Here is a 12,532-nt window from a genome sequence, read left to right as displayed (position 1 = left end):
GGGCGGCGGCGGCACGGGCCCCGCCCGTCGCTGCTCCATCCTCCCGTCGGCCCTCCCGGCCTGAGCCGGGTGCCGACGGGCCCGGCGCGGGCGGGCGCCATGAATTTTGCTTAATGTCCCGAATTCCGGCACCGATGGCGCCGTTCGTTCGTCTCTCCAGGAGAGAGCACACCATCCGTCAGAACCCGGGCCCAGGGCCCCGACCGTGAGGAGAGCCGCCACCGTGTTTCGCCGGCGCGAACCCGTCCCCTTCGCCTTCGTCGCCGAGGCCGACCGTTTCCGAAGCAACGTCACTCCGCCGCCGCGCGAGAGTCTGAGCGTCGCCCAGATCACCGCCCGTAGTCTGGTCGGACTGACCGTGGTGGCGGGACTCGTGGGCTCGCTGCTCTTCGGCATACCCGCACTGCAGCCGTACCAGGCGTCCGACCGGCCCGCGGGGACGGCGCAGCAATCGGGGGAGTCCGGGGGGCGGTAGCCTCTCGGGCACAGCCCAACCGAACATGCACGTGAGTGAGGTCCTGCCGTGCCCCTGCCCTTCCTGACGGCCGACGGCGTCTTCGACGCACACGAGGACGAAGCCCTCCCCCATGTGAACCCCGAGCGCTGGCGGCGCCCCTACCGGCCCGGCCCCTGGCGGGTCGCCGGCGCGTCGGTGCTGCTGCTGCTCGCCGCCTTCATGCTGCTGGCCACCGTGATCATCGCCTTCGCGGGCACCTGGACGGGCGCGGGCGTCGCCCTGGCCGCCTCGCTCGCCGTCGTCGGCTCCGCGCTGCGGATCCTGCGCTCGGGCGTATGGGTGAGCCCCTCAGGGCTGCGCCGGGTCGGCTTCCTCGGGACCCGCTCGGTCTCCTGGAGCCAGGTCGAGAAGGTGCGCACGGTCCAGCAGCCGGTGCGCTGGCTGGGACTGCCCCGGACCGTGCAGGGGCAGGCGCTGACGGTTTCCGCCCGCGGCAAGGAGGTGCAGGTGCTGCTGACCGACCACAGCGCCGACTTCCTGGCGCGCGGCGAGGCCTTCGACCGGGCCGTCGGCCGGGTGGAGGCGTGGGCCGAGGAGTACCGGGGCGTGCCCGCCTGACGGCGGCGCGACGACACGAGGGCCCGTACGGGGATCGTCCTGTACGGGCCCTTCCGTTTGCCTGCCGTGCGTCAGGCGCGTGCCTGGTGCAGGGCGATGGCCCGCTGCATGGCCTTGCGGGCCCGCGGGGTGTCGCGGGCGTCGTGGTAGGCGACGGCGAGGCGGAACCAGGTGCGCCAGTCCCCCGGCGCGTCCTCGGTCTCCGCCTTGCGGCGTGCGAAGACCTCGTCGGCGGAGTCCCGCAGGATCCGGCCGTACTGGTCCCGTTCCAGCTCGTCGACGGGCAGGCCGCCCTCGGCCTCCAGCTCCGACGCGAGCTGGTTGGCCCGGGTGACGAAGCGGGTGTTCATCCAGAGGAACCAGATGCCGATGGCGGGCAGGATGAGCACCGCCGCACCGAAGGTGACGGTGAGCCAGGTGCCCTGCCGGATCAACAGCAGGCCCCGGCTGCCGACCAGGACGAAGTAGACGACCAGGACGGCGGCCGTGACGAGGTAGGTGATCTTCGCGCGCATGGTGTTACTGCCTCATCAGCCGAGGTCGAGGAAGTTTTCCAGGCCGAAGGTGAGGCCCGGGGTCTGCGTCACGCGGCGGGCGCCGAGCAGGATGCCCGGCATGAAGCTGCTGTGGTGCAGGGAGTCGTGACGGATGGTCAGGGTCTCGCCGTCGCCGCCGAGCAGCACCTCCTGGTGGGCCAGCAGGCCGCGCAGGCGGATGGCGTGCACGGGGACGCCGTCGACGTCGGCGCCGCGGGCACCGTCGAGGGCCGTGGCGGTGGCGTCGGGCTGGGCGCCGAGGCCGGCCTCGGCGCGGGCGGCCGCGATGAGCTGGGCCGTGCGGGTCGCGGTGCCCGAGGGGGCGTCGACCTTCGACGGGTGGTGCAGCTCCACGACCTCGACGGACTCGAAGTAGCGGGCGGCCTGGGCCGCGAACTTCATGGTGAGGACGGCGCCGATGGAGAAGTTCGGGGCGATGAGCACGCCGGTCTCCGGGGAGGCGGCGAGCCAGGTGCCGAGCTGGGCGAGGCGGCCCTCGTTCCAGCCGGTGGTGCCGACCACGGCGTGGATGCCGTGGCCCACGAGGAAGTCCAGGTTCCCCATGACCGAGTCGGGGGTGGTCAGCTCGACGGCGACCTGGGCTCCCGCCTCGGCCACCTGCTCCAGCTTGTCGCCCCGTCCGAGGGCCGCCACCAGCTCCATGTCCTCGGCGGCCTCGACCGCCTTGACCGCCTCGGAGCCGATGCGGCCCCGGGCGCCGAGGACTGCCACGCGCAGCTTGCTCATTGTTGCTTCCTTAAGGGTGCGTGCGTACGGGTCTAGGCGACCGCTTCGTCGAGCCGGGCGGCCTGCTTCTCCTTGAGCGGGCCGATCACCGCCAGCGAGGGCCGCTGTGCCAGTACATCCTGGGCGACCGCGCGGACGTCGTCCGGGGTCACCGAGGCGATGCGGGCCAGCATGTCGTCGACGGACATCTGGTCGCCCCAGCACAGCTCGCTCTTGCCGATGCGGTTCATGATCGCGCCGGTGTCCTCCAGGCCGAGGACGGTGGAGCCGGAGAGCTGGCCGATGGCGCGCCTGATCTCCTCGTCGGTGAGGCCCTCGGAGGCGACGGTGTCGAGCTCCTGGCGGCAGATCCGCAGGACGTCGTGGACCTGGCTGGGCCGGCAGCCGGCGTAGACGCCGAAGAGGCCTGTGTCGGCGAAGCCGGAGGTGTACGAGTACACGCTGTAGGCCAGGCCGCGCTTCTCGCGGACCTCCTGGAAGAGCCGGGAGGACATGCCGCCGCCGAGGGCGGTGTTCAGCACGCCGAGGGCCCAGCGGCGCTCGTCGGTGCGGGCCAGGCCCGGCATGCCGAGGACCACGTGGGCCTGCTCGGTCTTGCGGCCCACCAGCTCGACGCGGCCGGCGGTGCGGATGCGCTTGGTGCCGGTGCGCGGGCCGACCGGCACGGCGTCGGTGTGCTTCAGGGCGCCGGCCTTCTCGAAGGCCGCGCGGACCTGGCGTACGACCTTGTTGTGGTCGACGTTGCCGGCGGCGGCGACGACCAGGCGGGTCGGGTCGTAGTGCTTCTTCCAGAAGCGGCGGATCCGGTCGGCGCCGAGGGCGTTGATCGTGTCGACGGTGCCGAGGACGGGGCGGCCGAGCGGCGAGTCCCCGTACATGGTCTGGGCGAACAGGTCGTGGACCACGTCGCCCGGGTCGTCCTCGGTCATCGCGATCTCTTCGAGGATGACACCGCGCTCGGCGTCGACGTCCTCCTCGCGGATCAGCGAGCCGGTGAGCATGTCGCAGACCACGTCGATGGCCAGCGGCAGGTCCGTGTCGAGCACCCGGGCGTAGTAGCAGGTGTACTCCTTCGCCGTGAAGGCGTTCATCTCGCCGCCGACCGCGTCGATCGCGGAGGAGATGTCGAGGGCGCTGCGCTGGGCGGTGCCCTTGAAGAGGAGGTGCTCCAGGTAGTGGGTGGCGCCGTTCAGGGAGGGCGTCTCGTCGCGGGAGCCGACGCCCGCCCAGATGCCGAAGGTGGCGGAGCGCACGGACGGCAGCGTCTCGGTGACGACGCGCAGCCCGCCGGGGAGGACGGTGCGCCGGACGGTGCCGATGCCGTTCTCGCCCTTGAGGAGGGTTTGGGTACGGGCGACGGCCCGCCCCTCCGAAGAGGGGCGGGCCGTCACACGGGAACTACGCGACGTCACTTGTCGGAGTCGTCCTTGTCAGCGTCGGAGCCGCCGGCGGACTCGGTCTCGCCCTCGACCACGGGGACGAGGGAGAGCTTGCCGCGCTGGTCGATCTCGGCGATCTCGACCTGCACCTTGGTGCCGACCGCGAGCACGTCCTCGACGTTCTCCACGCGCTTGCCGCCGGCGAGCTTGCGGATCTGCGAGATATGCAGCAGGCCGTCCTTGCCGGGCATGAGGGAGACGAAGGCACCGAAGGTGGTGGTCTTGACGACCGTACCCAGGTAGCGCTCGCCGACCTCCGGCATGGTCGGGTTGGCGATCGCGTTGATCGTGGAGCGGGCGGCCTCGGCGGCCGGGCCGTCGGCGGCACCGATGTAGATGGTGCCGTCGTCCTCGATCGTGATCTCGGCGCCGGTGTCCTCCTGGATCTGGTTGATCATCTTGCCCTTGGGGCCGATGACCTCGCCGATCTTGTCCACGGGGATCTTGACGGTGATGATCCGCGGGGCGTTGGGGGACATCTCGTCCGGCGTGTCGATCGCTTCCATCATCACGTCGAGGATGTGGAGGCGGGCGTCGCGGGCCTGGGTCAGGGCCGCGGCCAGGACGGAGGCCGGGATGCCGTCCAGCTTGGTGTCGAGCTGGAGGGCGGTGACGAACTCCTTGGTGCCGGCGACCTTGAAGTCCATGTCGCCGAAGGCGTCCTCCGCACCGAGGATGTCGGTGAGGGCGACGTAGTGCGTCTTGCCGTCGATCTCCTGGGAGATCAGGCCCATGGCGATGCCGGCGACGGGGGCCTTGAGGGGCACACCGGCGTTCAGCAGCGACATGGTGGAGGCGCAGACCGAGCCCATGGACGTCGAACCGTTGGAGCCGAGGGCCTCGGACACCTGGCGGATCGCGTAGGGGAACTCCTCGCGCGTCGGCAGGACCGGCACGATCGCGCGCTCGGCGAGCGCGCCGTGGCCGATCTCGCGGCGCTTCGGGGAGCCGACGCGGCCGGTCTCGCCGACGGAGTACGGCGGGAAGTTGTAGTTGTGCATGTAGCGCTTGCGGGTCACCGGGGAGAGGGTGTCCAGCTGCTGCTCCATGCGGAGCATGTTGAGGGTGGTGACGCCCAGGATCTGGGTCTCGCCACGCTCGAACAGCGCCGAGCCGTGCACGCGCGGGATGGCCTCGACCTCGGCGGCCAGGGTGCGGATGTCGGTCAGGCCACGGCCGTCGATGCGGACCTTGTCCTTGATGACGCGCTCGCGCACCAGGGCCTTGGTCAGGCTGCGGTAGGCGGCGGAGATCTCCTTCTCGCGGCCCTCGAAGGCCGGGAGGAGCTTCTCGGCGGCGATCTCCTTGACGCGGTCCAGCTCGGCCTCGCGGTCCTGCTTGCCCGCGATGGTCAGCGCCTGGGCCAGCTCGCCGCGGACGGCCTGCTCCAGGGCGGCGTAGACGTCCTGCTCGTAGTCGAGGAAGACCGGGAACTCGCCCTCGGGCTTGGCGGCCTTGGCGGCCAGGTCGGCCTGGGCCTTGCACAGGACCTTGATGAAGGGCTTCGCGGCCTCGAGGCCGGCGGCCACGATCTCCTCGGTCGGCGCCTCGGCGCCGCCCTTGACCAGGGCGATGGTCCGCTCGGTGGCCTCGGCCTCGACCATCATGATCGCGACGTCGCCGTCCTCCAGGGCGCGGCCCGCGACGACCATGTCGAAGACGGCGTCCTCGAGCTCGGTGTGCGTCGGGAAGGCGACCCACTGGCCCTTGATCAGCGCGACGCGGACGCCGCCGATCGGGCCGGAGAAGGGCAGGCCGGCCAGCTGGGTGGACGCGGACGCGGCGTTGATCGCGATGACGTCGTACAGGTGGTCCGGGTTGAGCGCCATGACGGTGGCGACGACCTGGATCTCGTTGCGCAGGCCCTTCTTGAAGGAGGGGCGCAGCGGGCGGTCGATCAGGCGGCAGGTGAGGATCGCGTCCTCGGAGGGGCGGCCCTCGCGGCGGAAGAAGGAGCCGGGGATCTTGCCGGCGGCGTACTGGCGCTCCTCGACGTCCACCGTCAGGGGGAAGAAGTCGAGCTGGTCCTTGGGCTTCTTCGACGCGGTGGTCGCGGAGAGGACCATCGTGTCGTCGTCCAGGTAGGCAACGGCGGAGCCGGCGGCCTGGCGGGCGAGGCGGCCCGTCTCGAAGCGGATGGTGCGGGTGCCGAAGGAGCCGTTGTCGATGACGGCCTCGGCGTAGTGGGTCTCGTTCTCCACTAGCGTTTTCTCCATTTTCGTCGTCTCCGTCCGCCACCCGTGTGGTGGTGGACGGTTGCGGAGAAGCGCTCCTGGCGTGCGGGCCGGTCTTCGATCGAAGCACCCGGTTCCCGGCCCCTCCGACGGGGCCTTCCGGATGCCACTACCGAGGACCGGCGGCGTAGGGAGGGCGCTCCTCCTCTTCAGTTGTGCGCTGTGTCCCAGACTACAAAGCGTCCGGTACGTCGCGCACGTACAGCAAAGGGAGCGGCCCCATCGGTGTGGGAACCGCTCCCTTCACAGCGTGCTTACTTGGCGCCGGCCGCACCGCGGCGGATGCCGAGGCGCTCGACCAGCGTACGGAAGCGCTGGATGTCCTTCTTGGCCAGGTACTGCAGCAGGCGGCGGCGCTGGCCGACCAGGATCAGCAGACCACGACGGGAGTGGTGGTCGTGCTTGTGGGTCTTGAGGTGCTCGGTCAGGTCCGAGATGCGGCGGGACAGCATCGCGACCTGGACCTCGGGAGAGCCGGTGTCGCCCTCCTTGGCACCGAATTCGGCGATGATCTGCTTCTTCGTAGCGGCGTCGAGCGGCACGCTTACTCCTCGTTTGGTCTTCGTGGCCACCGAGTGCCCCAGGTCGAATTCGCTGGGGAGCTTCCGTAACTCGGGAGGCGAGGTCCGCTGGGCGCTGTCCCCAGAGGTCTCCGGGAACGCGTACACAAACGGCCGTCACACAGCGTACCAGGCTGCCGGGTCGCGACGTCTCAGCTGGTGAGAGAGCGGGCGCGGCCGTACACGTCGAGCACTGCCAGGGCCAGCGGGACCAGGCTGAGCAGGACCGCGGCCTCGGTGAGGTCGAGCAGCCTTCCCCAGAAGGGTGACAGGCCCTTGCGGGGGATGACAAGCGAGATTCCCGCGAGGAGGGCGGCTCCGGCGGCGACGGCGGCCGAGAGCCAGACCGTACGTTCGAACACCTGGTCGACCGGCGTGCGCAGGGCCAGCCCCAGGACCAGCAGGCCGACCGCGGCCAGCCCGGCGGCCAGGGCGCAGACCACCTGGGAGGTGTAGCGGAAGAGGCGGGCGCGCAGCAGCATCGCCAGGCCGGTGGCCAGGGCCAGCAGGCGGCCCCAGGTGCTGTCGGAGAAGCCGAGGACGGCGGCGGCCGCGACGGCGACCGCGGCGCACCCCCCGACGAGGCCGAGCAGCATCTCGTGCCCCCGCCGGGCCTGGGCGGCGATGGCCTCGGCGTCGAGCGGGGCGGCCTGCTGGCCGGCGCCGCCCTGGTCGGCGTACGGGTCGGCGTCGTAGTGGTCCGGGGCCTCGTATCCGGGGGCCGCGCTCTGCGGGGCGGCGTACCCGATGGGCAGCCGGGCGAAGCGGGCGGACAGGGCGGGGAGGAAGGCGACGAGCCCGATGGCGACGGGGGCGCACACGGCGGCGGCGGCCGTGGCGGAGGCGTCGGCGGCGATGGCGCCGAAGGCGGCCAGGGTCCCGGTGGCGGCCAGGAAGGTGGCGGCGACGAAGGGGGCGTCCCCGTCCGGGGTGAGCGCGACCAGCGCGACGGAGGCGACCAGGACGCAGGCGCAGCCGAGCAGGAACTGGAGGCGGCCGGGTCCCTGGCCGGCGCCGGCGGCGACGGTCCCGGAGCCGGCGATCAGCAGGTGCGGCAGGGCGGCGAGGCCGAGGGCGACGGCGGAGCCGCGGTCGCGGTAGACGCGGGCGCGCACTCCGGCGGCGGCGGTGAGCAGCAGGCCGACGGCCCCGGCGATGATCCCGGGGAGGCCGTGCATGTCGTGCCGGACGGGGTCCGCGAACCAGAGGAGGAAGCCGAGCAGGACGAGCAGCACCGCCGCGCCGGACAGGCCCGCCCCGCGCAGCATGTCGTCGCTCCAGCGGTGCCGGTCGCGGACGACGGCGGAGGCGACGGCGTCGGAGACGTCGTCGAAGACGGCCGGCGGCAGGGACTCGGCGAAGGGCCGCAGGCTGAGCACCTCACCGTCCAGGACCTGCTGGGCGGCGAGGGTGCGGGCTCCGTCGAGGACGGTGCCGGAGCGGCGGACCAGGTGGAAGCCGGTGGGGGCGCCGACGGGCTGGGTCTGGCCGGTGAGGCGCAGCAGTTCGGGGTAGACGTCGGCGACGGCGATGTCCTCGGGGAGGGCTACGTCGATGCGGCTGTCCGGCGCCACGACGGTGACCCTGCAGAAACCGGTCGCCTCGGCCGTACTCACCTGTGTGACCCCCTGGTTGGCACCGAACCGCCGCGGCGGCGGTCGGTTCGCGGACGCGCATGGCGCGGGCGTCACCCTACCCGGAGGGGGGACGGCCCCCGGCAAGTAGGATCGCCGTTCGCGTCGGGCGCGGGGGCGGGAGTGGCCCCCGGTGCCCGGGACTTGGGGGCGCCGGCCGCGACGTCCCGCCAGTTTTCGAGGGATTGATGCTCCGGTGAGCCAGATCGTCGTCAAACGCCCGCCGCGGTCCCTGCCGCCCGAGGTCCCTTCGGACGAGCTGAGGCTGGAGGCACCGCCGGAACTCCCGCGGGGGCAGCAGGAGGGCATGCTGATGCAGCTCCTGCCGATGCTGGGCATGGGCTCCTCGGTGGTCTTCTTCTTCATGCCGGGCTCGGCGCCGTTCATGCGGATCATGGGCGTGCTGATGCTGGCGTCGACGGTGGGCATGGTCATCGCCCAGCTGGTGCGCCACCGGCGCGGTACGCAGGGGCAGATGGCCGACGTGCGGCGGGACTACCTCAAGTACCTCGCGCAGACGCGCCGCCAGGTGCGGCGCACCGCGCGGGCGCAGCGCGACGCGCAGCTGTACCTGCACCCGGCGCCCGACCAGCTGTGGTCGGTGGTGGCGGAGGGTTCGCGACTGTGGGAGCGGCGGGTCGGCGACGCGGACTTCGGGCAGGCCCGGCTGGGGCTGGGCGCGCAGCGGCTCGCGACGGCGCTGGTGGCTCCGGACACGGCCCCGGTGGACGAGCTGGAGCCGCTGGCGGCGGGGGCGATGCAGCGGTTCCTGAAGGTGCACTCCTCGCTGGAGGGGCTGCCGGTGGCGGTGTCGATCCGGGCGTTCTACCACGTGACGGTGTCCGGGGAGGCGGAGTCGGCGCGGGGTGCGGCGCGGGCGATGGTGGCGCAGCTGGTGACGCTGCACTCCCCCGAGGACCTGGTGGTGGCGGTGGTGGCCGCGCCGGGGGCGGTGCCTTCGTGGGACTGGGTGAAGTGGCTGCCGCACACGCAGGTGCCGGGACAGGTCGACGGGGCCGGTACGAAGCGGCTGTTCGGCGACGACCTGGGTGAGCTGGAGGGGCTGCTGGGGTCCCGGCTGGAGGGGCGGCCGCGGTTCAGCCGGGAGGTGTCGCCGGTGCTGGACCAGCCGCACCTGGTGGTGGTGCTGGACGGCGGGCTGGTGCCGCCGGACTCGGTGTTCGCGGCGGCCGAGGGGCTGCAGGGCGTCACCGTCGTCGAGGTGGTCGCGGGCGGCCTGGACGAGTCCGCTCGCTTCGCCGGGGAGGGCCCGCGGCGCGGCGGGCTGTCGGTGGTGGTGGAGCCGGGCCGGCTGCGGCTGGAGTCGGGCGCGGGGGTCGCGTACGAGGGCGTCCCGGACGGCTTGTCGCTGCCGGCGGCGGAGGCGCTGGCCCGGCAGCTGGCGCCGCTGCGCACGGGGGGCGGGGACGACGACGAGCCGCTGCTGGCGAACCTGGACTTCACCGACCTGCTGAACCTGGGCGACGCGGCTTCGGTCGACGTGTCCCGCACCTGGCGGCCGCGGTCGGCCGGCGAGCGGCTGCGGGTGCCGATCGGGGTGGGCGAGGACGGCGCGCCGGTGATGCTGGACCTGAAGGAGGCCGCGCACGAGGGCATGGGCCCGCACGGGCTGTGCGTGGGTGCGACGGGTTCGGGCAAGTCGGAGCTGCTGCGCACGCTGGTGCTGGGGCTGGCGGTGACGCACACCTCGGAGACGCTGAACTTCGTCCTCGCCGACTTCAAGGGCGGTGCCACCTTCACCGGCATGGGCCGGATGCCGCACGTCGCGGCGGTGATCACCAACCTGGCGGACGACCTGACGCTCGTGGACCGGATGGGCGACTCGATCCGCGGCGAGCTCCAGCGCCGGCAGGAGCTGCTGCGTTCCGCGGGCAACTACGCGAACATCCACGACTACGAGAAGGCGCGCGCGGCGGGCGCCCCGCTGGAGCCGCTGGCCTCGCTGGTGCTGGTCATCGACGAGTTCTCGGAGCTGCTGACCGCCAAGCCCGACTTCATCGACATGTTCATCCAGATCGGCCGGATCGGCCGCTCGCTGGGCGTGCACCTGCTGCTGGCCTCGCAGCGGCTGGAGGAGGGCAAGCTACGCGGCCTGGACACGTACCTGTCGTACCGGATCGGTCTGCGCACCTTCTCGGCGTCGGAGTCGCGGACGGCGCTCGGCGTGCCGGACGCGTACCACCTGCCGTCGGTGCCCGGTTCGGGCTACCTGAAGTTCGGTACGGACGAGATGGTGCGCTTCAAGGCGGCGTACGTGTCGGGCGTCTACCGCTCGGGCGGGCCGGACCCGTCGGCGGGGCCGTTCCCGGTGGAGCGCCGCCCGGCGCTGTTCACGGCGGCCCCGGTGCCGGTGGTGTACGCGGCGCCGGACCCGGCGCTCGCGGCGGAGCGGGCGGAGCGGGCGGCGCGGGCGCAGCGGGAGGACGACGCGTTCGCCGACACGGTGCTCGACGTGATCGTGGGGCGGCTGGAGGGGCAGGGCGTTCCGGCGCACCAGGTGTGGCTGCCGCCGCTGGACCGGGCGCCTTCCCTGGACCAGCTGCTGCCGGCCCTGGCGCCGTCGGCGGAGCGCGGGCTGCACGCGCAGGGGTACACGCGGCCGGGCGGGCTGGTGGTGCCGCTCGGGCTGATCGACAAGCCCTTCGAGCAGCGGCGCGAGGTGCTCTACCGGGACTTCTCGGGTGCGGCGGGGCACATGATGGTGGTGGGCGGTCCGCAGTCGGGCAAGTCCACGCTGGTGCGGACGCTGATCTGCGCGTTCGCGCTGACGCACACCCCGCGCGAGGTGCAGTTCTACGGGCTGGACTTCGGCGGCGGGGCGCTGTCCTCGGTGGCGGAGCTGCCGCACGTGGGCTCGATCGCCTCCCGGCTGGATCCGGAGCGGGTGCGGCGCACGGTCGCGGAGGTGGCGGGGATCCTGGCCCGGCGCGAGGAGTTCTTCCGGGCGAACGGCATCGACTCCATCGGCACGTACCGGCGCAGGCGGGCGGCGGGCGAGCTGCCGGGCGAGGCGTGGGGCGACGTGTTCCTGGTCGTCGACGGCTGGGGCGGGTTCCGCGGCGAGTACGAGGGCCTGGAGCCGGTGGTGACCGACATCGCGGCCCGCGGGCTCGGCTACGGCATCCACGTGGTGGTCACGGCGGCCCGCTACATGGAGGTGCGGTCGGCGCTGAAGGACCAGCTGCTGAGCCGGCTGGAGCTGCGCCTCGGGGACGTGATGGACTCCGAGTTCGACCGGCGGGTGGCGGCGAACGTGCCGACGGGGATGCCGGGGCGCGGCCAGGTGCCGGAGAAGCTGCACTTCCTGGGGGCGCTGCCGCGGACCGACGGGTCGCACGACGCGGAGAGCCTCTCGGAGGGGACCCGCGCGTTCGTGGCGGCGGCGCGTTCGGGCTGGTCGGGCCCGTCCGCTCCCGGGGTGCGGCTGCTGCCGCGGCTGCTGCACGCGGACCGGCTGCCCAAGGGCGGGGAGTTCCCGGAGCGGGGGATCGCGATCGGCATCGACGAGACGGCCCTGGAGCCGGTGTTCGTGGACTTCGAGAGCGACCCCTTCTTCCTGGTGTTCGGCGAGAGCGAGTCGGGCAAGACGAACCTGCTGCGGCTGATCGCGCAGCAGATCGCCCAGCGCTACCGTCCGGACCAGGCCAAGCTGGTCGTCGGCGACTACCGGCGCGGGCTGCTGGGGGCGCTGCCGGAGGAGCACCTGCTGGAGTACGCGCCGATGGCGAGCTCCCTGCAGATGCACATGGAGGCGCTGGTCGGGGTGTTCTCGCGCAGGCAGCCGCCGACGGACGTGACCCCGCAGCAGCTGCGGGACCGCAGCTGGTGGACGGGACCGGACGTGTTCATCGTGATCGACGACTACGACCTGGTCGCCACGAGCCAGGGCAACCCGTTGGCGCAGCTGGTGGAGTTCCTGCCGTTCGCCCGGGACACCGGGGTCCGCTTCGTCATCGCGCGGAGCTCGGCGGGCGCCTCGCGGGCGATGTACGAGCCGTTCATGCAGCGGATCAAGGAGCTGGGCGCGCAGGGCGTCGTCCTGTCGGGCGACCCCTCCGAGGGCGACCTGCTCGGCACCGTACGCTCCCGGCCGATGCCCCCGGGCCGCGGGCACTACGTGTCGCGCCGGCGCGGTACCTCGCTGGTCCAGCTGGGCCGGATGCCGGGCCTGTAGGGGGCCGGGTCCGCGAGCCGGGTCCGGGGGCGGCCGCGGCGGCCATCGGGGGAAACGGGTCCCCCGGTGGCCGCGTTCCGCCGATAATCGGCAGCGAAGACCGAGCAGCACC

General features: G+C 72.7%; 9 protein-coding genes. 3 read left to right on the top strand and 6 right to left on the bottom strand.

All coding sequences use genetic code 11. The annotated features are described in order from the left end of the window. The first annotated feature begins 223 nt into the window (after window positions 1-223). Both D1J60_RS26270 and D1J60_RS26265 read left to right on the top strand, forming a co-directional pair. A complete protein-coding gene (locus D1J60_RS26270; RefSeq protein WP_042801947.1) occupies window positions 224-475 on the top strand; it encodes a hypothetical protein in 252 nt (83 codons plus the stop codon). 48 nt (window positions 476-523) lie between these two features. Next, entirely contained in the window at window positions 524-1,075 is a 552-nt protein-coding gene (locus D1J60_RS26265; protein ID WP_125595899.1) for a PH domain-containing protein, read from the top strand. A 71-nt stretch (window positions 1,076-1,146) separates the two neighbouring features. Here the strand turns inward: D1J60_RS26265 and D1J60_RS26260 are convergent, their stop codons facing one another. From D1J60_RS26260 to eccD, 6 genes are all read right to left on the bottom strand, one after another. Then, window positions 1,147-1,590 carry a hypothetical protein gene (locus tag D1J60_RS26260; protein ID WP_125822749.1) on the bottom strand — a complete coding sequence of 148 codons (444 nt, stop codon included), beginning with the start codon at window positions 1,588-1,590 and terminating at the stop codon, window positions 1,147-1,149. A 15-nt stretch (window positions 1,591-1,605) separates the two neighbouring features. Continuing rightward, on the bottom strand, window positions 1,606-2,358 hold the full coding sequence (dapB, locus tag D1J60_RS26255) for a 4-hydroxy-tetrahydrodipicolinate reductase (RefSeq protein ID WP_125822748.1): 753 nt from the start codon (window positions 2,356-2,358) through the stop codon (window positions 1,606-1,608). 32 nt (window positions 2,359-2,390) lie between these two features. After that, window positions 2,391-3,770 carry a pitrilysin family protein gene (locus D1J60_RS26250; RefSeq protein ID WP_125595908.1) on the bottom strand — a complete coding sequence of 460 codons (1,380 nt, stop codon included), beginning with the start codon at window positions 3,768-3,770 and terminating at the stop codon, window positions 2,391-2,393. Beyond that, on the bottom strand, window positions 3,767-5,998 hold the full coding sequence (locus D1J60_RS26245) for a polyribonucleotide nucleotidyltransferase (protein WP_125595936.1): 2,232 nt from the start codon (window positions 5,996-5,998) through the stop codon (window positions 3,767-3,769). The genes D1J60_RS26250 and D1J60_RS26245 overlap by 4 nt, the downstream gene beginning before the upstream one ends. Window positions 5,999-6,285: 287 nt before the next feature. After that, window positions 6,286-6,573, bottom strand: a complete 288-nt coding sequence (gene rpsO, locus D1J60_RS26240) for a 30S ribosomal protein S15 (protein ID WP_007266917.1) — start codon at window positions 6,571-6,573, stop codon at window positions 6,286-6,288. Between the two features lie 170 nt (window positions 6,574-6,743). Then, entirely contained in the window at window positions 6,744-8,207 is a 1,464-nt protein-coding gene (eccD, locus tag D1J60_RS26235; RefSeq protein WP_125822747.1) for a type VII secretion integral membrane protein EccD, read from the bottom strand. 214 nt (window positions 8,208-8,421) lie between these two features. Between eccD and eccCa the strand changes: the two genes are divergently transcribed. Then, window positions 8,422-12,420: a type VII secretion protein EccCa gene (gene eccCa / locus D1J60_RS26230; protein ID WP_125822746.1), complete on the top strand. Its 3,999-nt coding sequence runs from the start codon at window positions 8,422-8,424 to the stop codon at window positions 12,418-12,420. The last annotated feature ends 112 nt before the right edge of the window (window positions 12,421-12,532 follow it).

The organism is Streptomyces sp. W1SF4 (assembly GCF_003950035.1).
Lineage (GTDB): Bacteria > Actinomycetota > Actinomycetes > Streptomycetales > Streptomycetaceae > Streptomyces > Streptomyces racemochromogenes.
Note: the sequence above shows the minus strand (reverse complement) of the source record. Positions and strands in the feature narration are given on the sequence as shown.

Bases quoted from the DNA above. Each gene is read 5' to 3' on its own strand.
- D1J60_RS26260 (WP_125822749.1), bottom strand. From the start codon at position 1,590: ATGCGCGCGAAGATCACCTACCTCGTCACGGCCGCCGTCCTGGTCGTC.
- dapB (WP_125822748.1), bottom strand. From the start codon at position 2,358: ATGAGCAAGCTGCGCGTGGCAGTCCTCGGCGCCCGGGGCCGCATCGGC.